34 protein-coding genes are annotated in these 26,275 nt (G+C 34.7%); 3 read left to right on the forward strand and 31 right to left on the reverse strand.

From position 1 onward, the window contains the following. From BUB90_RS21465 to BUB90_RS21540, 19 genes are all read right to left on the reverse strand, one after another. On the reverse strand, positions 1 to 207 hold the full coding sequence (locus BUB90_RS21465) for a hypothetical protein (RefSeq protein ID WP_073291385.1): 207 nt from the start codon (positions 205 to 207) through the stop codon (positions 1 to 3). An 86-nt stretch (positions 208 to 293) separates the two neighbouring features. After that, a complete protein-coding gene (locus tag BUB90_RS21470; protein WP_073291387.1) occupies positions 294 to 626 on the reverse strand; it encodes a hypothetical protein in 333 nt (110 codons plus the stop codon). Positions 627 to 649: 23 nt separating this feature from the next. Next, positions 650 to 1,129 carry a hypothetical protein gene (locus BUB90_RS21475; protein WP_073291389.1) on the reverse strand — a complete coding sequence of 160 codons (480 nt, stop codon included), beginning with the start codon at positions 1,127 to 1,129 and terminating at the stop codon, positions 650 to 652. A 16-nt stretch (positions 1,130 to 1,145) separates the two neighbouring features. Continuing rightward, a complete protein-coding gene (locus BUB90_RS23720; RefSeq protein WP_170865560.1) occupies positions 1,146 to 1,313 on the reverse strand; it encodes a hypothetical protein in 168 nt (55 codons plus the stop codon). Positions 1,314 to 1,344: 31 nt separating this feature from the next. After that, entirely contained in the window at positions 1,345 to 1,635 is a 291-nt protein-coding gene (locus tag BUB90_RS21480) for a hypothetical protein (RefSeq protein ID WP_073291391.1), read from the reverse strand. A gap of 36 nt (positions 1,636 to 1,671) precedes the next feature. Then, on the reverse strand, positions 1,672 to 1,950 hold the full coding sequence (locus tag BUB90_RS21485) for a hypothetical protein (RefSeq protein WP_073291393.1): 279 nt from the start codon (positions 1,948 to 1,950) through the stop codon (positions 1,672 to 1,674). A gap of 63 nt (positions 1,951 to 2,013) precedes the next feature. Next, positions 2,014 to 2,226, reverse strand: a complete 213-nt coding sequence (locus BUB90_RS21490) for a hypothetical protein (RefSeq protein WP_073291395.1) — start codon at positions 2,224 to 2,226, stop codon at positions 2,014 to 2,016. Between the two features lie 21 nt (positions 2,227 to 2,247). Then, a complete protein-coding gene (locus BUB90_RS21495; protein WP_073291397.1) occupies positions 2,248 to 2,637 on the reverse strand; it encodes a beta-sandwich lipoprotein in 390 nt (129 codons plus the stop codon). 30 nt (positions 2,638 to 2,667) lie between these two features. Further along, complete coding sequence (locus tag BUB90_RS21500) at positions 2,668 to 3,036, reverse strand: nucleoside triphosphate pyrophosphohydrolase family protein (RefSeq protein WP_073291400.1); 369 nt, start codon at positions 3,034 to 3,036, stop codon at positions 2,668 to 2,670. Beyond that, entirely contained in the window at positions 3,026 to 3,418 is a 393-nt protein-coding gene (locus tag BUB90_RS21505; RefSeq protein WP_073291402.1) for a hypothetical protein, read from the reverse strand. Before BUB90_RS21505 ends, BUB90_RS21500 begins: the two co-directional genes overlap by 11 nt. After that, positions 3,396 to 3,665, reverse strand: a complete 270-nt coding sequence (locus BUB90_RS21510) for a LexA family protein (protein WP_073291404.1) — start codon at positions 3,663 to 3,665, stop codon at positions 3,396 to 3,398. Before BUB90_RS21510 ends, BUB90_RS21505 begins: the two co-directional genes overlap by 23 nt. Then, entirely contained in the window at positions 3,658 to 3,813 is a 156-nt protein-coding gene (locus tag BUB90_RS23725) for a hypothetical protein (protein ID WP_170865561.1), read from the reverse strand. The genes BUB90_RS21510 and BUB90_RS23725 overlap by 8 nt, the downstream gene beginning before the upstream one ends. Positions 3,814 to 3,817: 4 nt before the next feature. Beyond that, a complete protein-coding gene (locus BUB90_RS21515; protein ID WP_073291407.1) occupies positions 3,818 to 4,714 on the reverse strand; it encodes a phage replisome organizer N-terminal domain-containing protein in 897 nt (298 codons plus the stop codon). A 228-nt stretch (positions 4,715 to 4,942) separates the two neighbouring features. Further along, a complete protein-coding gene (locus BUB90_RS23730; RefSeq protein WP_170865562.1) occupies positions 4,943 to 5,080 on the reverse strand; it encodes a hypothetical protein in 138 nt (45 codons plus the stop codon). Between the two features lie 83 nt (positions 5,081 to 5,163). Beyond that, positions 5,164 to 5,400: a hypothetical protein gene (locus tag BUB90_RS21520; RefSeq protein WP_073291409.1), complete on the reverse strand. Its 237-nt coding sequence runs from the start codon at positions 5,398 to 5,400 to the stop codon at positions 5,164 to 5,166. A gap of 208 nt (positions 5,401 to 5,608) precedes the next feature. Continuing rightward, a complete protein-coding gene (locus BUB90_RS21530; RefSeq protein ID WP_073291413.1) occupies positions 5,609 to 5,845 on the reverse strand; it encodes a hypothetical protein in 237 nt (78 codons plus the stop codon). 267 nt (positions 5,846 to 6,112) lie between these two features. Beyond that, positions 6,113 to 6,811: a BRO family protein gene (locus BUB90_RS21535; RefSeq protein WP_073291415.1), complete on the reverse strand. Its 699-nt coding sequence runs from the start codon at positions 6,809 to 6,811 to the stop codon at positions 6,113 to 6,115. Between the two features lie 10 nt (positions 6,812 to 6,821). Further along, complete coding sequence (locus BUB90_RS23735; protein ID WP_170865563.1) at positions 6,822 to 6,959, reverse strand: hypothetical protein; 138 nt, start codon at positions 6,957 to 6,959, stop codon at positions 6,822 to 6,824. A gap of 99 nt (positions 6,960 to 7,058) precedes the next feature. Then, positions 7,059 to 7,253, reverse strand: a complete 195-nt coding sequence (locus BUB90_RS21540) for a helix-turn-helix transcriptional regulator (protein WP_073291417.1) — start codon at positions 7,251 to 7,253, stop codon at positions 7,059 to 7,061. 262 nt (positions 7,254 to 7,515) lie between these two features. On the opposite strand from BUB90_RS21540, the gene BUB90_RS21545 reads away from it, so the two are divergent. Next, positions 7,516 to 7,899: a helix-turn-helix domain-containing protein gene (locus BUB90_RS21545; protein WP_073291419.1), complete on the forward strand. Its 384-nt coding sequence runs from the start codon at positions 7,516 to 7,518 to the stop codon at positions 7,897 to 7,899. Here the strand turns inward: BUB90_RS21545 and BUB90_RS24180 are convergent. Further along, positions 7,896 to 8,027: a hypothetical protein gene (locus tag BUB90_RS24180; protein ID WP_278277320.1), complete on the reverse strand. Its 132-nt coding sequence runs from the start codon at positions 8,025 to 8,027 to the stop codon at positions 7,896 to 7,898. The two genes, BUB90_RS21545 and BUB90_RS24180, sit on opposite strands and share 4 nt — an antisense overlap. Positions 8,028 to 8,150: 123 nt before the next feature. Here BUB90_RS24180 and BUB90_RS21550 point away from each other — a divergent pair, with 123 nt between their 5' ends. Then, entirely contained in the window at positions 8,151 to 9,731 is a 1,581-nt protein-coding gene (locus BUB90_RS21550) for a recombinase family protein (protein WP_073291421.1), read from the forward strand. On the opposite strand, the gene BUB90_RS21555 is transcribed toward BUB90_RS21550, so the two are convergent. The 10 genes from BUB90_RS21555 to BUB90_RS21600 all read right to left on the reverse strand — a co-directional run bounded on the left by BUB90_RS21555 (position 9,676) and on the right by BUB90_RS21600 (position 23,006). Further along, positions 9,676 to 10,302 (reverse strand): polysaccharide deacetylase family protein, encoded by a 627-nt coding sequence (locus tag BUB90_RS21555; RefSeq protein WP_073291423.1) that lies wholly within the window; start codon positions 10,300 to 10,302, stop codon positions 9,676 to 9,678. The genes BUB90_RS21550 and BUB90_RS21555 overlap by 56 nt on opposite strands. Before the next feature lie 256 nt (positions 10,303 to 10,558). Then, entirely contained in the window at positions 10,559 to 12,361 is a 1,803-nt protein-coding gene (locus BUB90_RS21560) for an ABC transporter ATP-binding protein (protein ID WP_139241838.1), read from the reverse strand. Positions 12,362 to 12,438: 77 nt separating this feature from the next. Next, positions 12,439 to 14,244, reverse strand: a complete 1,806-nt coding sequence (locus tag BUB90_RS21565) for an ABC transporter ATP-binding protein (RefSeq protein ID WP_073291428.1) — start codon at positions 14,242 to 14,244, stop codon at positions 12,439 to 12,441. A gap of 105 nt (positions 14,245 to 14,349) precedes the next feature. Next, positions 14,350 to 15,477 (reverse strand): ArsR/SmtB family transcription factor, encoded by a 1,128-nt coding sequence (locus tag BUB90_RS21570; RefSeq protein WP_073291431.1) that lies wholly within the window; start codon positions 15,475 to 15,477, stop codon positions 14,350 to 14,352. 313 nt (positions 15,478 to 15,790) lie between these two features. After that, positions 15,791 to 17,095 (reverse strand): phosphomethylpyrimidine synthase ThiC, encoded by a 1,305-nt coding sequence (thiC, locus tag BUB90_RS21575; RefSeq protein ID WP_073291434.1) that lies wholly within the window; start codon positions 17,093 to 17,095, stop codon positions 15,791 to 15,793. Between the two features lie 135 nt (positions 17,096 to 17,230). Then, positions 17,231 to 18,037 (reverse strand): bifunctional hydroxymethylpyrimidine kinase/phosphomethylpyrimidine kinase, encoded by an 807-nt coding sequence (gene thiD, locus BUB90_RS21580; protein ID WP_073291436.1) that lies wholly within the window; start codon positions 18,035 to 18,037, stop codon positions 17,231 to 17,233. A gap of 1 nt (position 18,038) precedes the next feature. Continuing rightward, positions 18,039 to 18,677, reverse strand: coding sequence for a thiamine phosphate synthase (gene thiE / locus BUB90_RS21585; RefSeq protein WP_073291438.1), 639 nt, complete (start codon positions 18,675 to 18,677; stop codon positions 18,039 to 18,041). Positions 18,678 to 18,711: 34 nt separating this feature from the next. Then, positions 18,712 to 19,533 carry a hydroxyethylthiazole kinase gene (thiM, locus tag BUB90_RS21590; protein ID WP_073291440.1) on the reverse strand — a complete coding sequence of 274 codons (822 nt, stop codon included), beginning with the start codon at positions 19,531 to 19,533 and terminating at the stop codon, positions 18,712 to 18,714. Positions 19,534 to 19,897: 364 nt separating this feature from the next. Continuing rightward, complete coding sequence (gene eno / locus BUB90_RS21595) at positions 19,898 to 21,205, reverse strand: phosphopyruvate hydratase (protein WP_073291443.1); 1,308 nt, start codon at positions 21,203 to 21,205, stop codon at positions 19,898 to 19,900. 301 nt (positions 21,206 to 21,506) lie between these two features. Further along, complete coding sequence (locus tag BUB90_RS21600) at positions 21,507 to 23,006, reverse strand: carboxypeptidase M32 (protein ID WP_073291444.1); 1,500 nt, start codon at positions 23,004 to 23,006, stop codon at positions 21,507 to 21,509. Between the two features lie 399 nt (positions 23,007 to 23,405). On the opposite strand from BUB90_RS21600, the gene argH reads away from it, so the two are divergent. Further along, a complete protein-coding gene (gene argH / locus BUB90_RS21605; protein WP_073291446.1) occupies positions 23,406 to 24,785 on the forward strand; it encodes an argininosuccinate lyase in 1,380 nt (459 codons plus the stop codon). Between the two features lie 175 nt (positions 24,786 to 24,960). Here the strand turns inward: argH and argC are convergent, their stop codons facing one another. Continuing rightward, positions 24,961 to 26,022 carry an N-acetyl-gamma-glutamyl-phosphate reductase gene (gene argC / locus BUB90_RS21610; RefSeq protein WP_073291448.1) on the reverse strand — a complete coding sequence of 354 codons (1,062 nt, stop codon included), beginning with the start codon at positions 26,020 to 26,022 and terminating at the stop codon, positions 24,961 to 24,963. Positions 26,023 to 26,275: the final 253 nt, after the last annotated feature.

Below are 26,275 nucleotides of genomic sequence, written 5' to 3' on the forward strand. Positions count from 1 at the left end.
TTACCTGTTATAAGTTATTGTTTCTCCGTTACTCATTGCTACATGGACTTTTGTTGGATAGCCGCTTCCGTTTTGTTTTATAGATACCCATGATGCAGTATCTATTGCAACAGGTATTTTGTGCCCATCTTCGCATCCTTTACAATCATTTTTATCTTTATATTGTGTTCCACAATGATCACATACGTACAACTTTTGCTCTTTCATACTTAACTCCTTCCTGATATATCTTGCCATCGTTGGCAAAACGTTACGGTAGCGGTCAAGCCTGCCCTACCGCAACTACAATGTATCTAGTCAAACCACTCTTCAATATCATCAATAATTCTTTTGTTTTCCTTGTCTGGTAGCCCGAGTGGTTTCCAACTGTCTACCACACTCATTTGCAGAAATCCAGGATTCCACTCTTCTCCACACTCAACCGAATCCAATTCCCACTTTTCACTTACATCAAGAAAATAATCGCTATCTCTATTTAGCCAATCCGCTTCTCTGTATTGATAAATTTTTGGTGTTCTGTCTCCAAGTGCATGGAGTACAACACATAGCATTTTGTCACTAGGAACAACATTACTTCCACTCTGGAACCAACCATTGTCAGGTATATTAATCACAACATTGCTCATATAATCCTTCCTTCCCTAATCATTTACATTGCTCCTGCATCTTCTAACGCTTTGTAATATTCACTTGCTTTGATTTCCTTGAATGCATCGTTGAAGCACTCGAAGTCGCATTTTGATTCGTATGTAGCATAAAATGTTCCGTTTACCTCTGACATACTCTCATAGCATCTACCAGTATTGGAAAAGAAGAACATTAGATGTGGTCTACATAAATCCTTTATATCCCTTTCCTTGCACTTTGCTACCCATGCCTTTGATGTAGCCGAACTCTTCTTAAATTCTCCATCGCATGACTTCTTCATCTCGTCTTTGAATTTTTCTCTATCTTTCTTAGTAGGTACTATCCACAATCTATCTACTACTGGGTAATATTCTTTTGTCTCTATTTCACATTCTTTAGCTAATTCCTTAAAGGTACTATTTATTTCGTACTGTTCTTTCTTCCAAGCTGAATATGCTTTTGCTACTTCACTATCTTTATCAACTACATAATATTTTTTCATTGATTAGCTCCTTCCTTTAATCAGTATCAAATTCTCCAATGTCAGTTCCTTCACTTGCTAAATACTCTTTTCTTGTCATGTTCCAACAATGTTCACACATTTTGGCTGGTATATCTGCCATATAAGGTGTTCCTCTAACAATTTGATTGTCATCACCACAATAATTACATGTTCCTGTTTTCATTCGCTTTTTCCTTCCCTAAACCTTTAGTTATTTATTTAACCAAACATCTTTCAATAGTTCCCTCTGTAATTCTTGATTGCCTAGCTCTATCAGGTGTCATAACATGAACACACCAACCTGAAGATACTATGAATTTATTTGGATAATTAATATGTAAATAACCCTCTATCTTTTCTTCTAAAGTATGCATTGCCTCATGAATATCATTGTGACAATACTCATCTTCATAATCTGTTTCGTCTAAATAACTACCAAAAACAAAAGATGGTTCTTTCACGTCTTGCATGAACATATCAAATTCTTCGTTAACAATTTCCAGCATTTCTTGTTCTTCCTTTCCTAAAAAACCTTTATTTTGTTATACTCGTTCTACTACATTTATAGCACCAACATTCTTACACATTTCAGCTATAGACTTCTCACGATCTAATTGCCTTTGCTCTGCAGCTTTTAAATCTTCTTCATACATTCTGTCACTCTCAAGCTTAAGCAACGTCATTGCTGCATAATATCTCGGGGTACACACTCTATTAGTTCCATCTGCAATTTGATACAATGCTGGTCTACTGTACCCAAGCAACTTAGCAAATGAACTAACATCATGATTAAATTTCTTTGAAACGACTTTTAAATCCATTTTTGTCAACTCCTTTACATTTTGTTGTGCTTTTGTAAGTTCTTAGTGTGCTAAACCTTTATTTTAATACCAAACTGGTGCAAACTTAGGTAAATTACGTATCCCGCCAAACGGCAATGATACTCCTTCTTTTTGCTCAATTTTCCTTTGTTCACAACATTTTTTACAGTAATATAAATCTATTCTGTGATAATGTGCATAATAGTGTTCATATCCGCTAACGCTTGTCTTTTTCTGGGTTTCTTGAAATATCCATTCGTGATCACAATTTTCCATATTAATCACCGTCCTTTATTCTTAATCAATATTTTCAAATTCTATAGGAATCCACATCTTAGGATTGTAATTAAGAGTATATTTGTAATTTGATACATTTTTAGCTTTCAATTGTTCAACTACATAAGTTACATTGTCACTTAATCCTACAAAGTGTTTTTGATAATTACCGTTTTCATCTTCTACAATTATTTCTAGCTGATTATCGTTCGTATCTGCTGTTATAGACAATTTGCCTGTCATCTGAAACAATACATCTCCCTCAATGCAATTGATAACTGTTAACTGTCTTATTACGTTGAAGCTATCCGCTTCTTGAGATAAATTTTGTGATACTCTATCTGCCTGCGTTGTACACCCTGTTAATAGTAATGCTATTGTTAATGCGATAAATAATAATCCTTTTTTCATATTAAATTCTCCTTTTGATTTTAAATTTATTTACTCTACTCTGTTAATGCTTGCTTGTTCGCTGAATCCGTTCGGATATCGTTTCTTTAGCTTCTCAATATTAATCTCTGCAATCTCATTCATGCTAAATCCAAATGATTCACACATTAATGCTATGTACCACATGCAATCGCTGATCTCTTTTTTTATTTCATCACCTTCGATTTGATGCCCGTGAAAAATTATTTTCTTAATCATGTCATTAACTTCGCCAACTTCTCCTGCTAGTCCTAAACATGCATTAATTATTCCTCCTACATCAACTATCCCTTGTCCTTTTTCTATTTCAGAGTTTAGTCTTTCCGTACACTTACCGTCATTCGTCCTCATTGCTAAATCTTGATATTCTTTAATTTGCATCGTTCTTTACTCCCTCCGTTAACTTGTCATACTTCACTGTACATGACCATGTACAAATCTTACGCTCTCTGTTGTTTATACACCGTTGGTATGGCCATTTATCTGCCACGCTACCTACATAATCATAAAATATCTTACCGCACACTGGACACGCATATTCTCTATCTCTAGGCTTTCTAGTAGGCTTCATAGGCTTGAATTTCTCTACCAACGCTTTTCTAGGCCTACCTTTTCTTTGCTTTCTTTTAAACCCATTTTCTTTTAAGATTTGTGATAAACTATCTGTAGACACATGGAAGTATCCGCATAGTTCATGATGTGAGTAACCATCATCATATAGTCTTTTCAATTCTTCAAGATCAACTTGATTTCGTGTTCTCACTATCATCACCTACCTTTACGTATGCATAACCAGGTACTCTCAACGCTCTTGATGCGCCCATTTCTGCATCTGTCTCAAGCATTCCATTAGCTAACATTGTATAAATATGATTCTGTATACAAGATGAGGAACTTACGTATACACCATTTTTTATTTCTTCGTAAGTTGGGCCATATCCATGTTCTTTATTGTATTTAACAATAAAATCTCGTATCTGCTCTCTACGTTTCTCTCCTACTTTATTCATACGCTTCGTATTCCTCCTTGGACATTTCTTCTATCCCAACGTCACAACCTTCTACGTCTTTTACAAAATCCGTGTAGTTATCACTATCTGGATTAATACATACTGACTTTGTAGATCCTTCCTTGCAAATACATTCTTTACACTTCATGATATCACCCCTTATTCAATAATCTCTGCTCTAGGCTACTATAATCGGTTTGGCTATATACGCGCTGTGGAAACTGATTAAATTTGTTTGTAGATTGTGTTTGTGGCTTAGTATTCTTCTTGTTCTTGCTCTGTAAAAATAATGTCTCATATTTCTCCCTAAACTTCTTTGTGCTCCTTATATTGCTCTTCCAAAAGTTATCACTTGTAGCATATAAGAGAGTAGACCATATATCTGCTTCGCTCTGTTTATCAAGTCTTTTCATCTTCTCGACATGATCACACCAATCATCTATTGATTTATCATTATCCGGTATCTTTGCGTTAGGCATTTCACTAGCTATACTGTTTATTAAGTAATTAACGCATTTCATTTCAAAGGAATCGTTTGCATACTTTTTTTCGTATGCAAGACTATGTTCTTTATTATCTATATCTATTTCTATTTCTTTATCTAGTTCTATTGCGTTACCTTGCGTTACTGTAACGTTATGTGTAGCGTTACTATCAGATAATAGCTTTTGCTTACTTCGTAATTTAGCTTGCCTTTTTCTTGCTTGTTCCCTTATTTTTTCTAATCCATCAATATTTTGATGTTCTTCCCAACCAGTTATTAGTAAATTCTCGTTATAATAATCTATCATTCCAAGTTGCACAAGAGCATTTATTGCGAGGATTATTGTATTTTCTTCAAAATCCAACTCTTTAGCTAACATTTTTGTTGTATATGGTACATTTTCCGTTAAAAATATCATTCCACTTGTATTACATCTTCCTGCTATAGTTAGGAGCATAACCCATATTAGAATTATGTTATTCCCTTCTGGCAGGCTTCTTAAGTATTTGATTTTACGATTGTTAAACATATCAATGCTTAACCTAATCCACTTAACGTCTCCCAAGTTATCACTCCTTCCAGGGGATAGGCAGTATCCCCTAGGCTGTTTTATGCATCTAATACTGTGATATATTTAAAATGCAACAACTATGTATGTTTCTTAAGGTGTTTCAACCGTTCCTTCGTTACGTAAACCCAAATTTAGTAGTACTTTCTCATATGTCAACCCTACAATTCTCTCTTCTGTACAAGTATTAGATTCTTTAATCATACGATCAGTTTTTATATTGATTTATGCTGTCTCTTGTTTAAATTGCTCTTTTAAAGTATTAGTTATTGATTTCATTATCAAAGCATATAACTGATTAGGAATTGGATAGTTTTTATCAACAGTTTTATAGACTTCATGTGCAATTTTCTTTACGTCCACTTGACTATTACCTCCGTTTGTGATATTCTCACCTTGAATTTATTTTTATATGTTGAATCCTTTGGAATGCCAGTTCCTTAGGATTATTTTCTTATGCCTAAATCAACAAAGACTTTTCTAAGTAGCAAATATCCTTGATGATCTGGTATTTCTTTCAGTACTTCTGTTATTTCTTCGTTGTATTGATCAATCTTAATTTCATCTACTAAGCACTGTTCAAATGGTTTCTTATATTCTTTTCCACCATAACCACAATCCCTAGGTTTTTGATGTAGCTGCGTTGCTACTCCATTCTGCTTGCTTATTCTGTTAATGCTCAATGCTTGTCCTCCTTCCCTGTTAGATAAGCAACACTACTGTTAAACAGTATCAGTAGTATAAATATTAATAGCCTGCGTGTTGCTTGTAGCATATTTATGTTGCCTTGCTCTAAGGCCCCGATTGTTCCGTATGCAAGTATAAACATCAGAATTGTTATTACTATGCTTGTCCTGTTAATTACCTTTGCTGTTCTCATAGGCTTCACCATTAATACTTTTGAGATAGATATGCTACCCCACTTTTATCTAATGTCGAGTTTCTGTAATGACCATCTTTTAATTTATGAATCATTACAATAGCTTGTAAATTCTCATCATTTGTATTTATTTTTATGTTTCTAACACTATATGTGTTTTCATCTTCTAAAATTGTTTCATAGTCCTCACTTAGATGTATTAGGGTAGATGCTTTTCCTGTCAATTCTACTATAGCTTTTTCTTCCATTATTGCTTGTCCTCCTGTTCTGGAATAATGTCTAATATGTAATCACCAGTACATGAGATTCCTTCTTCACTTAACATTACACTTTTTGCAATGTATACATATTCAATCTGTTTGATAAATTCAAGGATTAAACAGTTATCAGAACAATCTTCTTTGCTTGTACATTCCTCTGATCTGTTTAGTTCATATCCCTCTAATTTTTGAATATACTTGTATCTGTTTCAGCAAATACTTCTTTTATTCTTTGATTTCTCATTGCTTGTCCTCCTAATTGATGCACATCTGCTGATTACAGTCATTGATAAATAACTGTGTAGTATAGCAAGGTTTCCAATTCTGTATAAATTGTCTAGCCTTATCAAAGTCGATTACAGCTATGTTGTTTCGGCTATTTACATTAAAGTAGTTCTTGATATCACGATTGCACTCAGTAAAAACCTTTCTACTAATCTCTTTATAAGCGTTTGTTTCTTTTCCCCCTAGTGCATCTATTACCTGCTTATTAACTAGTTTTTCTAATGCGAGTTGTTGCGAGTAGTCAATTGTCATGTTGTTCTCAAGTGCTGTAACACGATCCGATACGTTATCAATCATTGTAAGCTGTTCTCTCATAATTTCTTGAGTTGTAAGTGGCTTTTGATATGTACCATTTTTGCGAATATCTGGTAGTACTTTACTTGTTACCCACTTCTTAAATCGTTTAGCTGATTCTAACTTGCTACCGAAGATTAAAGCATATAAACCGCTTTCGTTAATGATTGTTGTATCTTGTATTCTTCCTAACGAATCTGTGATGCCTTGTTTTAGGGTATCATCTTTATCAACGTGTGTAGCAATTGCATTCTGTGGTTTTGCATATCCTAATATTGTTGCTACATCTGTTCCAACAAAATAAGGTTCCTCGTTAATAGTTACTGTTCGAACTTGTCCAAATTCTGCACTTGTAAAAATTTTTAAATCGTTCATATGATCCTCCTTATTTCTTTTTTAGTTCTAATATTGCTTTTTTGATTTCTTTAGCATATTCTCTTGCTTCTTGTTCTGGAATATCCAAAACTCTTTCTGTTACTTTAAAACCATTAAGCGTGCTATATGTTGCATTCTTATATTTCATTTTTGCTCCTAATGTTTTTATACATTATATGTATTATGGGTTGTACATGTTTACCATCTCTTATCGTGTCGTTATCATCACTTATAGTGTTGTTAATGACTAAAAAAATAATTCTTGTATTGTTTTATTATAGTATTTTGCAAGAATAATTTTATTTGAATCTCTTGGCACTCTTTCTCCATTTTCATACATTGAAATTGTTGATGGTGCTATTCCTGTTTCTTTAGCTACCAGTGCTTGGCTTTTATTACCTCTGCACTCAATCAGTCTCTCTGCAATTGTATTAGCCACCATTAATCACCTCCTTGTTTTGTTGTAAGTCCATATTATCACTTTGTGTGATTATGGTCAACACTTTTAGTGATGTTTTTAGTATTTTTATTTACTTTTTACAAATTTCATCATGTAATTATGCATAATTTTGTTACTTTTTAACAGTCATATGTTGTATATTTTTACCTTTTTACATTTTATAACACTTGTTGTGTTTACATACATCACGATTCGTGATACAATATACATATAGCAAGAATAAAACAAACACGAGGTAAATAATATGCTTTTTAAAGATGTATTGAAATTATTAAGAGAAGAACAGAAATTGAGTAAAAAGGATCTGGCAGATAAATTAAAGCTATCTCCTTCAACTATATCAATGCTTGAATTAGGTGAAAGACAGCCTAGCCTTGATGTGTTAAACCAGATAGCAGATTATTTTAATGTAGATACTGATTATTTGTTAGGGAAACAGTCAGAAAAAAGGAAGATTAGTTTTGATTTTCTTAAAGAAAAATGTGAACTTGAATGCTATTTCGGAATGCTATCAGCTAAAAATGATGAACTTGATTTAGAATTTATGCGTGAGTATGTTCGAGCAAGTGATAGCACAAAAAGATTATTATTATATACATTAAAAGCTGCAAACAAAGAGCAAAACTAATTATTGCTCTTTGTTAAAAATTTTATAAATGTTATTATCTTATATAAACTTGATATATCATTTATATTTTTAATTAATTCAATAATACTTGCTTTAATACAATTCATATCATCATCATTTTTATCCAATAGTAAACCCCCTTAAAAACAGAACATTTGTTTGCTTTTTAATTATACAACTATTAACTTTATTTAGCAAGAGTACGTTTAATAAATATTTTATGTCTATAAACAGGCAAGAAAGGATATACAATGATAGCTATTTATGCAAGGCAATCACTTGACAAAAAAGACAGTTTATCAATTGAATCACAGATAGATAAATGTATAGCGTTATGCCAATATAATGAATGGGATTATGTAGTTTATAGTGATAAAGGGTATTCAGGGAAAAACTTAGAACGACCTCAATTCAAAAAAATGTTGAAAGACATAAAAGATGGTAAGATAGAAAAAATCATTTGTTATAGATTAGATAGAATGAGCAGGTCTATGGCCGATTTCAGTAATCTAATTATTGAGTTAGAATCATATGGTTGTAAGTTTGTGTCGGCTACAGAAAATTTTGATACATCAACTCCATTGGGCAGGGCGATGGTAAATATTATAATGACATTTGCGCAATTAGAAAGGGAAACCGTTGTAGAACGTGTAACAGATAATTATTATTATCGTACTGCACTTGGCCATTGGGGAGGTGGACCAGCTCCTTATGGGTATAAATTGAAGCGAGTAAATGGTGGTGGAAAAAACTATACTATACTTGAAATTAACCAAGAAGAAGCCGAAGTTATTAGAAAGATTTATGACTGGTATCTAGAACCAGACGGTTCTACAACTACTATAATTGAAAAACTAAATCTTTGTGGCTATAAATCAAGGGGAAACAAGACCGGTAAAAGGGTATGGACTCAGCGTGTTATATCGGATTATTTATGTCGTGCGCTATATACTCAAAACGATATTAAAATATATGGGTATTTCAAATCAAATGGTGCAAATTTTGTAAATGATGTGTCTGATTTCGATGGAACTAAGTCGATAAATATTTATGGAAAAACAAGTAAAGGTTTAAGCAAACATAAAAGATGTAGAAAAATCGAAGAACAATATCTTTGTATTATGGAGCATGAACCTATCATAGATAGTGAAACTTGGATAAAAGTCCAGCATAAACTAGGGAGAATCAAACCAATTCCTTCTAGATCTGGGACAAGTGGAAAATCTCAATTCAGCGGTTTATTAAAATGCGGTTACTGCGGATATAGCATATCAACAAGTGGTTCAGGTAATGGAACTATGTATTATGTTTGCAGTTCGAAAAAAAATCGTGGAAAAGATTCCTGTAATGCCAAAACTACAAGATTGGATATGCTTGATAATACAGTAATCAATAAATTGATAGACCATATTCATAACAAAGATTTTATTGAATTTGTAGAAAATACAAAGCTAGATAATTCGGTTCCTCTTGAGTATATTCATAAAAAGAAAGATATAGAAATGAAACTAGTAAAAATAGAAACTGAAATAGAAAATTTAATTACGTCAATTGCTACTGGAAATAACACACTAATTAAATATTTAGAAGAAAGGATAACTTTACTAGACACAGAAAAGAAAGTATTGAGTAATGAATTAAATGAACTAGAAGGCAATGTAATTGAAGGAAACGAGGATTTGATTAATATCAGAAATGAGCTTAGAGAGAATAATGATATTGAGTATCAATTAAGGAATGGCGATATTGAAACAAGGAAAAGATTATCAAAACTTTTTATAAGTCAGATAACGATTTACAACGATGAAATAGTAGTAGATTACCGTATATAGTCATCTTTCTTTTGATGACTAGTGTTTCCACATCCCATTGTACGCAATGATATCCCAATTCATTCACTGACTCTACTAAGGTATTATTATAGTCTCCGTAAGGCGGACGGAACAATGTCATATCAATCCCTGTCAACGCCTTAACCTTGTCATGAACCTTCTGAATCTCTTCTTTACATTCTTCCTTACTTAACTGTGACATCTGCTTGTGATTCTCACTATGATTTCCAAGATCATGCCCTGCTGCCGCAATCGCTTTCACATCGTCAGGATAAGTCTCTACCCAACCACCCGTCATAAAGAATGTTACATGGACGTTATGCTTTGCTAATATATCAAGAATTGCCTGCGTATCTTCATTCCCCCAGGCAGCATCAAAAGAAAGAGCTACTTTCTTCTCCGAGCAGTCAACACAATATATAGGTAGTTTACGCTCATCTTGCATCTTCGAAACAGTAACCACCTTTTTCACAGAGCCTCCGATAATTCCAAGAAGCAATATTATACTCATCACAACAAGACCCGCCTTAATGAACTTACCTATCTTCTCTCTTTCTTCATCAATGTCCATATCTAACACCTTAAAGATAATTGCTTGTTATTAATATATGGTTGTAGGCAAGTACTATATGCGAACAATCTAGTTCACTTCCACTTTCATGTTGTTAGCAGATTCTTCATACCTTTCATTACCAAATCGTACATAGTATCTACTGTCCTCATGCAATTAACAACTATACTGTTAAACTATAATTCTTCGCTAATTAATCCATAATCCACAACATTAAAAAGGGAAGCAAATTGCTTCCTTTTCTAATATCTTTTCATTATGCTTCACTATAATTTTCAGCCTGTGCCTTGAATAACTTACAATACAAGCTTTCTCCCTTTTTCATGAGATTCTCATGGCTATCAAAATCAGATACACTACCTCCGTCAAGTACAAGGATACGGTCACAGAACACACTACTTGACATTCGATGTGAGATATAGATTGCTGTTTTATTACTAACCATATTGTTAAAGTTGTGATAGATATCTGCTTCTGCTAATGGATCTAGCGCACTTGTTGGTTCATCCATAATTACCATAGATGCATTCTTATATAAGGCACGAGCGATAGCAACTTTCTGACTCTGTCCACCTGATAACTCAATACCATTCACGTCGTATGCTTTCCCATATAAGGAGTCTAAACCATTTGGTAGCTCCTCAATTTTTTCTTCCAAGCCTACTTCTTTAACGATCTCATTTACCTCGCCTTTATCAACCCTTTCTTTATCTTTCGATGTTATATTCTCAAGCAAAGAAAATGCGAATAATTTATAGTCTTGGAATACGGCTGCTATATTCTTGATATAACTATCGTAATCATAATCGAATATGTCTTTGCCATTAATGAGAATCTTACCTGAGGTAGGATGGTAGAGGCGGCATATTAATTTAATCAATGTTGTTTTCCCTGCGCCATTCAATCCTACAATTGAGATTTTTTCTCCTTTATTAATCTGGAAGGATAGGTCCGATAACACTTCTTTCTCACTACCAGGATAACAGAATGTTACATGTTCAAAACATACACTCTCGATATCCCCCTCAAAAGGAATATCCCCTTCTTGTTTTACCTCCGGAAGGTCCATCAATTCGAGAAATGGATCAAGGTAATCAAGCATCTGCTTCGTCCCCACAATATTATCTGTTAAAGTACGAAACGTCGCCGTAAATTGTATCGAAGCATTCACATACATCATAAAAGAACCCAGACCTATTTGTTTTCCAAACTGCTTCGTTACTACACGAATACCGACATATCCATACGTTAATGCCGCTTGAAGATTTGCTATAATATTTACTGCTCCACGAATTTTTCCTTGTTTCTTATAGTATTTATTAAATTCTCCCATAAACTCATTCGTATAGTTAACAACCCTTGACAAAAGCATTGGCTCCATACCATATAATCTAGCATCTTTTTGAATCTCATCCTCCGAATACCCAAGTCCTAGATAATATCCGTACTTTCTATTTACCGGGATAATTTTCTCAAAAAAACGAACTTGATAACTTGAGAACGAAGTCAATACTACTACAGTTAATATAATCGTTACCGCACTCACTAGGAATAAGACAGGTCCTAGTGTAAGCATAACCGCTACCATACTAAACAGCGTAACAAGAGATTTCAACAAATCGGCACTATTATTTATTAGATTATAAACCGCACTTTGATTGGTACAGGCAAATGCTGCTCGTTCTTTCAAATCTAGATAATACGGATTCTCAAGATACGAATAATCGACATTCATAATTTTAATTCCTAATGCTTGATTCATCTTCTCATTCATATAACGGTTTTGAATTGCGAGATTTCTTGTCATCAATTTTCCCAAAAAACTGAATATCAAATTACTTAATACAATTGCACCGCCTATGTACAACAAACTCCCAGTATTTCTACTGGTAACCAATTCATCAATTAGATACTTTGGAAGTACAACGTTGGCTACTATCTGCATCGCACCAATTAATGAATTCATGATAAGTAATATAATATACAAGGGAGATATTCCCCATGCTAATGCAAATACTTTTTTTATCTTCTTTACCTCTTTGTTATTCCCCTGTCTCATACTAACATACACACACCTTTCCTAAGTCTAGAGACTTGATGCATAGCACAAATCTCTGGTTGTAAAAACGTCGTTTTTTAACCTAAACTCTCCTCTTTGTAATACTTGCCTTGAACTGAGAACATATGATAATATTCTCCCCTAAGCTCCATAAGTTCATCATGATTTCCATACTCCGCAAGTCCATTGCCATCAAACAAGGCAATCTTATCACAGAACTTCGTACTAGAAAGACGATGTGATATATATACCGATGTTTTACCAGCTACTAAATCGTCAAAATCTTTATAGATTTCTGCCTCTGCTAATGCATCTAACGCTGCAGTTGGCTCATCAAGTATAACCATATTCGCATCTTTATATAGTGCTCTGGCAATCATTAATTTCTGACTTTCTCCTCCTGAGAATTGTGTCCCGTTCTCGTCGATAATCTTAAGCATCATCTGATCGAGTCCCTTATCAAAGCTTTTCACCTTATCTCCAAGTCCAACACGTTCTAAACAATTTAAGATCTGTGCCGTCTGTATATCATCTGAAGCGCATGAAACATTCTCTCCGATTGTAAATGCGATTGGTTTAACATCCTGAAATACTACTGAAAACATCTTGAAATATTCTTGTTTGTCGAATTCTTTCTGTGGTATACCATTAATCAAGATTTCTCCTTCTGTCGGTTCGAACAGACCTGTCATCAATTTAACCAAGGTGCTTTTACCTGCTCCATTAATACCTACAATTGCAAGTTTCTCACCTTTATGTATGGTAAAATTCAAGTTTTTGAAAATATCCTTCTCTGTTCCTGGATAACGAAAAGTCACATTACGAAACTCAACCTCTAGTGTCTCTGCTAGTGCCTCTCTGTCTCCACCTTTCGTACCTAGATCTGCGTCAATAAAGCGATAGAAGTCTTCTACATATAATCCTTCTTTGTATACGAAAGCAACATCTTTTGAGAAGGTAATTAATAACGTTGTTAACGTTATTACCGCTGACAGATACATAGAAAAATCAGCAATAGACATGCCCCGAATTACTCCCACTATAAGTAAACCATATGTTAAAGCATCACTAACTAACGCTGCCAATAGTGACAATACTCCTAAACGAAGTTGCTTATTCTGTACCAACCGAGTGATCTTGACATATTGACTAATTTCAAAATTATAATTGTCAATAATACGTTTCTCAAAGCCAAACAGACGTAAATCCTTACCATATGCAAAATCATAAGTAGTTTTGTAATAATAATCTTTTCTTCTATGGGCTTTCCCTTCTTCTTCTCTCATAGAATATTGATACCCGTTTGCAGTCTTCTCTACTAGAAGCCCTACCACTATATTCAATAGAATCCCTAGTAAGATTAATGGATTCTTCCAACCAATTAATAAAGCTAAGATGAGGATTGATACTACTCCCGCCGGCATATCATATAATTTATGATAGATACCTTCCACTCCATTATCGTTGGAGCTCGTTGATTCAAACGCCAGATTATATTGATCAAGAAATTGTGCATCTTCTCTATACTTATAATCCATGGTTAATAGCTTCGTAAATGTTACATTCAAACAATTTAAGCGAAGTCTAGATATCTTATTGTAGTCAGCATCATGGATATATGCTTGTAAGAAGCCAAATGATCCTGCTAGTATAAAAAATCCTCCAACAATCATTACTACTTGCTTAATAGAATCTTCTACATTATCTCCATTCGTTTCTAATACTCCAATAAGTAACTTTGGTAGCACCACCGCGAAGAATGGATAGATACCGGCAATGATCATATATAAAACTACTCGCCCAAATAACTTTTTATTTTCTATCCATGCATTCGCAAGCATTCGCTTTAGCGTCTTGCTTAATGGATATTTCTTTGTCTCCATACTCTATCTCCCCTCTAACTATAATTAGTTAATGCAAAAATTTTTCCATGTAGATAACAGATACGTATTTCTTAATTGCCTATCAAATCTTCTTATATTCCTTCCTCATTCTCTCATATTTGACATATTAAGAAATGTCTCTGAAAGCTGTTGCAGACGTTCTCTATTTGCCTGATAGTACACCACCTTTCTATCTTTTTCTTTCTCTTTCAATAACATGGTAATCAATTCAGCTTCAATAAGTAACGTCAGATGATGGGAGGCCGTAGCTGGCGTTACCCCAATTTCTTTGGCCAATTCCTGTAGATACATCTTCTCGTTTTTCAGAAAGAGCTTAAGCATCTTATAACGATTGGCATCTCCTAATGCTTTACAAATGGTAGTCATCTCAGAATCTGTAATCAGATTCTTTTTAATCTTCTCCATTACTAATTCTTGAATATACATACCAACATGCACTAATACAAAGTTTCTTATCCCTTCATCCATATCCATAAAAGCAAGACTGTTAAATTGAAAGATATTCAAACTTACTTTATAAATAACTTTCTCATCAAATTCAAAAGCAACACCATAAGAGCCATTTTGCAAATATTCTATAAACATAGGACTTCTAATTTCCTCAATTCTATGTCTACACTCTTCTTCGATTAAGTAGAAGTGTTCTTGCAAACAAGGAATCATCTCCTCCATCATCTTATAGAATACTTTGATAAAACTGTCCATATTAAGATATAAATCCATATATTTCAACTTTATATCATCTGATAATTCTAGACTTTCCATTTTACGAATTACATCAGCTGGATTTTCGAATTCTTTCAGCAAAGCGCAATCATCAAGATCAATATCCTCCTCAAGTAAGGCAGCCAAAACAATTGCAAGACAACGTTTTTGGTATGACTGGTCTTCAAGAAGCTTCGCATCTAGAGACTCTAAGTTATTATTGTCTAATGCAGTCATCGCTACTGCCATAAGCAAATCATACTTTTTTTTCTCTTCTGCAATTAGGTATCTCTTCACTTCATCATAGCGAGAAAAGATATCTAGTATTTCGGGAAGCACCTCTTTTTTATAATTCAAATATAGCTGAAACATCGCTTCCATCTCTGTTTCCGTCTTACCGAATTTTTCTGGATGACTTGTGATTCTGTCATAATCATCTGAAACTTCTTTTCTTAATACATTAATGGCTTCTAGTGGCCAACATGGCTTATCTATAATTTGTATCATACGTACTTCATCTCCTTCCTACTTATTATTAGATATCAAGTATTATATTAGTCATCTATCATATATAATCATTTCACATTCATCTAATATATATCATTTAATATTAAATTTGTCAATAATTTTATTACATATTTTTCCCATACAAACATTTTCATGTATAAGTAGCACTAACTCTACAAAAAAATCCCCAAACCATATTTTATCTTGGTTTGAGGACAATATTTAATCATTAACTTCTCATCTGTCTAGTTAAATTCTTCAAAATGAAGAAACTCTTTATACGTTTATTCTTTGTATTGAAGAAACATTTTTGCTATAATATATCGATATGTTCCCCTGCCAAAGCTTTGTTCATACTACGTACTGCGCAGAATTTACCACACATGGAACAGGTATCATCATGTTCAGGTTTTCTATCTTCTCGGATTGCTTTTGCTGTTTCAGGATCAATGGCACATTCCCACTGCGCCTCCCAGTCTAACTCTCTTCTGGCATCAGCCATACGGTCATCCCTCTCTCTGGAACCACGAATTCCTTTTGCTATATCTGCTGCATGTGCTGCTATCTTAGATGCTATAATTCCCTGTTTCACATCGTCTAGATTCGGAAGTGCAAGATGTTCTGCAGGTGTAACGTAGCATAAGAAAGCGGCTCCTGCTGCTGCTGCTATTGAACCACCAATCGCTGCCGTAATATGATCGTAACCAGGTGCGATATCAGTTACTAATGGTCCGAGTACATAAAAAGGTGCTCCATTACAGATTGTTTGCTGAATCTTCATATTGGCTGCTATTTGATCAATTGGCATGTGCCCTGGTCCTTCTACCATAACTTGTACATCTTTCTCCCAAGCACGTTTTGTCAATTCTCCAAGGCGAACTAATTCTTCAATTTGACAAACATCCGATGCATCTGCAAGACACCCTGGGCGACAGGCATCACCTAAGGATATTGTTACATCGTATTCTCTACAAATATCTAATATTTCATCATAATACTCGTAGAATGGATTCTCATTACCAGTCATACACATCCAAGCAAATATAAGCGAGCCTCCTCTTGATACGATATTCATCTTACGTTTGTGTTTACGAATTTGATCAATCGTCTTTCTTGTTAAGCCACAGTGCAACGTAACAAAATCAACACCGTCTTGTGCATGTAAACGTACTACATCAATGAAATCTTTGGCTGTTAACGTATCTAGATCTCTCTGATAGTGAATTACTGAATCATACACGGGAACTGTTCCAATCATCGCAGGACACTCTGATGTTAATTTACGACGAAATGGTATCGTATTACCATGAGAGGATAGATCCATGATAGCCTCTGCTCCCATATTCACTGCTTGCATTACCTTTTCCATCTCAACATTATAGTCTTTACAATCTCTAGATATTCCGAGATTAACATTAATCTTAGTTTTTAACATGGAACCAATTCCTTGCGGATCAATACATTTGTGATTCTTATTGGCACAGATTACAACCTTACCTTCCGCTACAAGAGGAAGTAATTCCTCTACTGTCATACGTTCTTTCTCCGCCACACTTCTTAACGGTTCTGTTACAATACCTTTTCTTGCGGCTTCCATTTGTGTTGCATAATCTCTCATAATATTCTCCAATCTTATTTAATTATTACCTGGTTAGAGTGTCAAAAGCTAGTTTTAACTTAGATTTCGTCAATTTGCTAACCTTAACTTCACACGTAGCAGTACTAAGACTTCGCGTTGCGAAATCTAATTATATTAAAAAATAAAATTATCATCGCATTGCATTATCTTCCACATATGATTCAATGGGCCTCTTCCCTTACCAAGATTCATATTGTCATCAATCGCTTTCGCGACATAGGTTTTTGCAAGTTTCACTGCTTCAATCATAGAATATCCTTTCGAAAGATTGGAAGCGATAGCACTTGATAATGTACAACCAGTTCCATGGGTATTGGGGTTATCATATCTTTCTCCTTTTAACCAATGTATCTCTCCATCAATATACAATAAATCATCTGCATCATTTCCAAAATGTCCTCCCTTACAAAGTACAGGACAACCGTACCTGTTATATATCATCTTCGTAGCCTTCACCATATCCTCTTTTGTCTTGATCTTGATCCCAGCAATTACTTCTGTCTCAGGTACATTAGGGGTAAGAAGATCTGCCAAAGGAAATAACGCCTCCTTTAATACCGATATCGCTTCTTCCGTAATTAATCTAGAACCACTAGTCGCTACCATTACAGGATCCACGACCACATTCTGTGCTCCATATTGTTTTAATTTCTTTGAAATACTTCGAATCAATCCTTCTGAAGATACCATACCTATCTTAACCGCATCTGGCACAATATCTGTGAATACGCAATCCATCTGCTCTTCCAAAAATTCCTTACTTACATCCATAATTCCTGTAACACCAGTTGTGTTTTGTGCCGTCAATGCTGTAATTACGCTCATGGCATACACACCATGAGCTGTCATAGTTTTAATATCCGCTTGAATACCAGCACCACCGCTTGAATCACTACCAGCAATAGTTAATGCCTTATACATATTAACCAATCATCTCCTTTGTCTTATTGCAAAGTTCTTTCGTTGCTGCTTCAATGTCTTTACTTGCGAATATTGCACTTACAACTGCAACACCGCTTACTCCGCTTCCCTTTAGTTGTATAATATTTTCTCTTGTGATCCCTCCAATTGCTACAACTGGTATATGTACAGCTTTACAGATTTCTTGTAATCTATCATAACCAACCTCTACGGCATCAAGTTTCGTACCTGTTGGAAATACTGCCCCTACTCCTAAGTAATCCGCTCCCTGTTTTTCTGCTAATAGTGCTTGTTCTACTGTCTGGGTAGAAACACCTATTATCTTATCTTTGCCTAGCTTTTCCCTTACATTACCCGCTTCCATATCACTCTGTCCAACATGAACGCCATCTGCCTCTACCTTTACAGCAATCTCTACATTATCATTAATAACAAACGGTACATGATATCTCTTACATAATTCTTTTATTTCCATGGCTTCCTTTAAGAATTGTTCTTCATCTAATTCTTTCTCTCTTAACTGAATAAAGGTAGCACCACCCTTTAAAGCCTTTTCAACCTGACTATATAGACTCTCACCATATAGCCAACTTCTGTCTGTAACTGCATAGACTAACAAATCTTCACTTTTACAATTCATGACTAGCCCTCACTTTCTTTTATTCCTAATAAAATTATAGAACTTCACATCTGGCACCACTTTGTAATTGTTCACCTGTCATATTGCTAATTGCATCAATAATACGGTTTCTGTAAGTTGAATTACCATCACCATCCTTCATATTGTTGTATCCAATCTCTCCAGCAAGTCCCATAGCACATACCGCTGCTGTTGCCGCTTCCAAGGTATGTTCCGGATTTGCAGCTAGATAAGCAGTCATCATACCAGATAACTGACAACCTGTACCTGTGATACGCCCCATTTCTTGACGTCCGTTTTGAATAACATAACAAGTGTTAGCATCACTAACCAAATCTATAGCACCAGTAATGGCGATTACGCTTTTTGTCTTTTTCGCAAATGCTTTAGCGAATGCAACTACGTCGTTAAGATTTTCTTTCGTTACAGCATCCGCAATATCAGCATCTACCCCTTTCGTACTACCACTGCCATATGCAAGTGTTTTAATTTCTGAAATATTCCCTCTAATTACATCAAATTTTATTTCGTTCATAAGTTTTAACGCTGTTTCCGTACGTAGCGTACTTGCTCCTGCTCCTACCGGATCAAGTACTACTTTATGTCCTAATTCATTAGCTTTCTTTCCTGCTAATAGCATAGACGGAATGGTGTTATGATTTAACGTTCCTATATTGACATTCAGTCCACCACAAATTGAAGTAATCTCCTCAACTTCCTCCTTATCATCTGCCATGATAGGACTTGCCCCACAAGCTAACAGAATATTAGCAACATCATTAACTGTCACATAATTGGTAATATTATGTACTAAAGGTGCTTTGGTTCTTACATTTTCTAAACATATTCTTAACATAATTATAAACTTGCTCCTTTCATATGATTTGAATACAAAAAAAGAACGTGGTATGCCACATTCTTCCACAAGGTGCAGTCGCAAAAAAAGCGACGCCAAAAGGCATCGCAATATAAACGAACTCTGCATATGTCCCTACGTTGGCATTATCCAAATCAGGTTTTGGGTCAAAGCGATACAGCTTACTCTCAGCCCACTTACGTGAGCCCCCCGTTGTTATAGTTGTTATATAGGTTACTCCAACTTCACACTTGAAGATTTCAAGGAGTCGATAATTGCTATAATTTCTCGTAGCATTATTTAGCTATATTATAGCATCTATTCGTAATATTACAAGTCTAACTTTACAAGCGCAAATTCTCAACTATTGTTTCCCTTTGAATGCATTCTTACCTAAATAAACCGCATCCTCACCTAATTGTTCTTCAATTCTAAGGAGTCTATTATATTTGGCAACACGGTCACTTCTTGATGGAGCCCCTGTTTTAATTTGACCTGCATTGGTAGCAACTGCAATGTCCGCAAGTGTTACATCTTCTGTTTCACCGGAACGATGAGAAACTACCGCAGTCCAACGGTTACATTTCGCAGCTTCAATTGCTTCTAATGTCTCCGTTAGCGTACCAATTTGGTTGAATTTAATCAATACAGAATTGGATACTTCCATATCCATACCCTTCTTAATACGTTTTGTATTCGTTACGAATAAGTCATCACCTACTAATTGTACCTTATCACCAAGAGCTTTCGTAAGTTTTTCCCAACCTTCCCAGTCTTCCTCTGCTAGTCCATCTTCGAGAGATTTAACCGGATATCGATTACAGATATCTTCCCAATAGGCAACCATCTCATCAACAGTTTTATATTCACCTGATTTCCAGAATAGGTATTCTCCTTTTCTACCTGCTTTTGCTGCTTCTTCGTACATCTCTGTAGCTGCTGCATCCATTGCGATGTAGAAATCTTCACCTGGCGTATAGCCTGCTTCTTGTATTGCTTTGACAATATACTCTAATGCTTGATCATCGGAGTTAAACTTAGGAGCAAATCCTCCTTCATCACCTACTGCGGTTACATATCCGTCACCTTTTAATAACTTCTTAAGTGTATGGAAAACAACCGTACTCCATTCTAGTGCTTCATGAAATGATTCTGCACCAACTGGCATAATCATAAATTCTTGTATATTCAAACTAGAATCCGCATGCTTACCACCATTAATGATATTCATCATTGGAACTGGTAGAACTTTCGCATTCACACCGCCAATATATTGATATAATGGGAGCTCAACAGATTCCGCCGCCGCTTTTGCAACAGCTAAGGAGGCTCCAAGTATTGCATTAGCACCGAATTTACCTTTGTTATCTGTTCCATCCGCTTCAATCATTACACGGTCAATTTCGCATTGATTCAAAGCATTTCTTCCTACTAATAATTCTGCTATCGGTCCATTCACATGTTTTACTGCTTTCAAAACACCATTTCCCATATAACGCTTCTTGTCTCCATCCCGTAATTCAACCGCTTCGAAAGCTCCTGTTGAAGCTCCTGATGGTACCGCCGCTCTACCAATGTTTCCATCCTCAAGTAAGACTTCAACTTCAACAGTAGGATTACCTCTAGAATCAAGAATTTCTCTTGCTTTTACAAGTTTAATTTTTCTTTCCATGTCAATAATTCCTTTCTATACCATTAATATTATCAATATAGTACTATCCACATGAATTGATTATTTTATTCATTGTAAAAGGTAGTAACTCCGATTTAGGCCTAATTCCAATCTAATTGGTAATAACTCGTCAAATGAGTCTTGTTTAAAAACTCAATAATCTAAAAAGAAGGATTACCAGATTTCACAGCAAAAAAAGAGAGCTGTTGCAAAATATGTTATAGATATTATAACTATATTTTGCAACAGCCTCATTTATATTAGCTCACCTATTAACTATAGTAGCTAAATTGTATAATGCTTATAGATTATATAATTTCGTATACTTTTCTTTTAAGTATCTTACATAGTAATCGGCATTCAATTCTTCACCCATCATATCCATAAGGAACTCATTGGTATTCTTCGTTGCACCAAATCTATGAATATGTTCTTTTAAATACTCGCGAATCGGTGCTAGATTTCCTTCTTTTAGATACTGATCAAATGGCATAATTGTTTTAATATGATAGTAAATCTGTGCTGCAATCGCGTTACCTAAAGCATAGGAAGGGAAATATCCGATACTGCCCATTGACCAGTGAACGTCTTGAAGGATTCCTTCTTTATCACTTGATGGAGTAACACCTAGATATTCTTCATATTTTTGATTCCAGATTTCAGGTAGTTTCATAATGTCAAGATTACCTTCGAGGAACATCTTCTCGATTTCATAACGAATAATAATATGAAGTGTATACGTTAATTCATCCGACTCTGTACGAATAAGAGAAGGTACGGATTTGTTAATACCTGCAACAAATTGTTGAAGTGATACCTCTTTTAATTGCTCCTTAAACATCTCTTGTAATTTAGGATAGATTGGAGTCCAGAATTCTTCACTTCTACCGATTACATTCTCAAAGAAACGTGATTGTGATTCATGCATACCCATAGATGCCCCCCCACCAACAGGCGTTTGTGTTAGTTCATCTGCTACTTGCATCTCATAGATGGCATGGCCACCTTCGTGAATAATGGAGAAAATTGAACTTTCTAAATTGTTTTCATAATAATGAGTTGTAATACGTACATCATGATTATGTAGGTTTGTAGTGAATGGATGCTCGCTTGCTGCGATTACACCTTTCTTAAAATCAAAACCAATGTACTCAGCAAGATATCTGCTAAAATCCTCTTGTTTCTTTACATCGTAAGATAAATAGTTATACGATTTATCTATCTGATCTTGTCTTGCAGCAACTTCTTTAATTAATGGAACGATTTCCTCTTTTATCTTATTAAAGAAAGCATCTAACTTTTCAGTATTAAATCCTTCTTCGTAATCATCCAATAAGATATCGTATAGTTTTTCTCCATCTTTTTTACGATACTCTGCAAACTTCTTTTGAAAATAAATAATCTTCTCTAATGTGGGTGCATATTCAGCAAAGTTATTGTTATTCTTAGCCTTAGCCCAGATGTTTCCTGCAACTGCTGTTAATTCACTGAATTCTTTGTTCTCTTCTGGTGGAATCTTCTCCATCTGTTCATAGCTCTTTAATAAGTTCTTAAGGATCGCCTTCTCTTTGTCTTCCAGTTCCTCTTTATGTTCATCTAACTTTGTTAGAATTTCACGAACCTCAGGATTAACAAATGAGCGGAAGGCTTCATCTGCAAGAACTCCAATTGCCTTTGCAGTAAATTCAATACTTTCTTCTGGTGCTAATGTTTCATTATCCCAACTTAACAATGTTAAAGCTGTTTCAATTGCCATGTTCTTATCAAGAAATGGCTGTAATTCTTCAAATAATTTACTCATATTCTAATGTACTCCTTTCAAAATAACTTCGAGTAGATTCTTGTTACCACTCGTATACGGTAGCTAGGATATATAGAATGTATATAAATTCACTGTGTGTTTATATTATTACACGTCTAATTCTATACCGTTTGCTATATTTTCTTATAAAAAACTACCTCAATTTCAGTTTATCATAGTCCATATATTTTTCCAGTATTTTTTTTAATAAATAGAACTTTTCTTATATTTCAGCATTATTTGTATTGATTTTCTAGAAAAAACAAGGTAATATATTGGTATTACTATGTATTTAAACTACATATTTAAGTAACAGTATATTTATTCACTCTGTGAATGTTATTTACATTTTTGCATGTTTATACATAATATTATTTTAACAGAAAAGAGGTACCTAATATGAAACTTTGGGGCGGTCGATTTACGAAAGAAACAAATCAACTTGTACATAATTTTAATGCATCTATCTCCTTTGATCAAAAATTCTATAAACAGGATATTACAGGAAGCATCGCACATGTTACTATGCTTGCGAAACAAGGTATTCTTACTGATGCAGAGAAGGCTACTATCATTGATGGCCTGAACGGTATTCTTGAGGATATTGAGAATGGTACTCTCGTTATTGATAGCACACATGAAGATATTCATAGTTTTGTAGAGGCAAACCTCATATCACGTGTGGGTGACGCAGGTAAGAAACTTCATACAGGTAGAAGTCGTAACGATCAAGTTGCTCTTGATATGAAACTATATACTAGAGATGAAGTTACCGAGATTAAAGAATTAGTAAAAGCTCTATTAGTTGAATTGAATATAATTATGAAGGATAACATTGAGACTTTCATGCCTGGTTTCACTCATCTACAAAAAGCTCAACCAATTACACTTGCTCATCACATGGGAGCTTATTTTGAGATGTTCAAACGTGACCATTCAAGACTTACTGATATCTATCATCGAATGAACTATTCACCAATTGGATCTGGTGCTCTTGCGGGAACTACTTATCCACTTGACCGTGAGTATACTGCTGAATTATTAGGATTTGCTGGTGCAACTCTTAATAGTATGGATTCGGTTGCGGATCGTGATTACCTAATAGAATTATTAAGCGCTCTTTCCACTATTATGATGCATCTAAGCCGTTTCTGTGAAGAAATCATTATTTGGAATTCCAATGAATATCAATTTGTTGAAATCGATGATGCCTATAGTACCGGAAGTAGTATTATGCCACAGAAGAAGAATCCAGATATTGCGGAACTTGTTCGTGGTAAAACTGGTCGTGTCTATGGCGCATTACTGTCTCTACTTACTACAATGAAAGGTCTTCCTCTTGCTTATAACAAAGATATGCAAGAAGATAAAGAACTTACATTTGATGCAATTGATACAGTCAAAGGTTGTATTTCTTTATTCACTGGAATGATTTCTACAATGAAGTTCAACAACAAGACTATGGAAGCAAGTGCTAAGAATGGGTTTACCAATGCCACAGATGCTGCTGATTATTTAGTTAATCATGGGGTACCTTTCCGTGATGCCCATGGTATTGTAGGACAGTTGGTTTTATATTGTATCGATAAGAATATATCACTTGATGATATGAAACTTGATGAATACAAGAAGATTAGCCCTGTATTCGAAGAAGATATCTATGAAGCGATTAGCTTAGAAACTTGTGTCAACAAACGTAATACCATAGGTGCTCCTGGTAAAGAAGTGATGAAACAAGTCGTTGAATTGAATGATGCTTATATAGCCAACTTAGTATAATAGTATTCATAAAGATTGTACAAACGAGCTTGTTCCCACATTAAGGGAATAAGCTCGTTTACTTTTAATGATACATTTCCCATTACATACTCTATACCTTCTAATATTTTTCTTTATCCATATTATTAAAGCCCATTTTATTCTGAATACTAAAAACTGCTATATTACCATTCTATTAATAAGGATAGAGACCATAATTCTCTAAGCCTTCTCTTTCATCTAACCCCATTATCAGATTCATATTTTGAACGCCAACCTGAGCGCCACCCTTTCCTATGCTATCCAAAACACTAAACACCACGATTCGATTACGTTTTTCATCCACACTTAGACCGATATGGCAGAAGTTCGTTGAGACAACTGAAGACACCCATGGGTAAGGCATATAGTTCCAAGCACAATCTTTGTTCTCAGGAATATCAATAACCTTAATAAAATAGGAATCTTTATAGAATTCATTGTACAATTCCAAAAGTGACTGTCTGGTAACATGTTCAACCGGAAAACAGTGACAAGCCGATAGAATGCCACGAGAGATTGGTACATAATAAGAAGTAAAATTAATGTTTACTTTTTCATTACAGATGCCCATTAACTCTTGCTCAATTTCATATGAATGTCTATGGTTCACAACATTATAGGGTAAAATGTTATTATGCATCTGTGGATGATGAAGTGCAAAATCCAAATCAACACCCGCTCCTGCTGTGCCCGACATACCATCGACAATTATTTTGTCACAATCAATCAGATTTTCTTTAATTAATGGTGCAAGCGCTAATATAGCAGAGGATGAAAAACATCCAGGATTCGCTACCACCTTCGTATTAACTATTGCTTCCTTATGAAGTTCGTTTATACCATATACAGCCTGTTTCGCAAGCTCCCAATTAGGATGTTTACGTCCGTAAACCTCTTCCCATGTAGCCTGATCTTTCAAACGGAAATCTGCTCCAAAGTCAATAATCCGACTGCCTTCATGTAAAAACTTACTCCCCATTTCTGCTGCTAATCCAGTAGGTGTTGAAAAAAATACAACATCACAATCTTTCCCACTCACTTCTTCTGGCTTTGTAAATTGAATACCTCTCTTATAGAAATTCTTATGATAATTTAGCGCTTCCTCTCCATCTCTGCTAGTTGCCCAAACTACCTCTACCTGTGGATGTTGAAGCAAAATTCTCAAAGCCTCTGCCCCCATATAACCTGTTGCACCATATATTCCGACTTTAACCATTTTCAAATCTCCTTATCGATACTGAAATCATTCTACCCATTCACCCTTTGCTATGCGTTTTTGCAATGGACTTCGGAAATTATAGATACGATTTTTCCTTTCTAAAGAATTATTTTGTATATGATACTATTTTATTCCAATATTTTCAAGTCTTAATTTTAACATTTATGTCTGTTTTTTTTAGATTTGTCCATTTGGCAATAATGGCATCCTATCTTTAAAAGTTATTTCTGCATACCGAAAAATAAGGGCA

The sequence above is a fragment of the Anaerosporobacter mobilis DSM 15930 genome, assembly GCF_900142955.1.
GTDB lineage: Bacteria > Bacillota > Clostridia > Lachnospirales > Lachnospiraceae > Anaerosporobacter > Anaerosporobacter mobilis.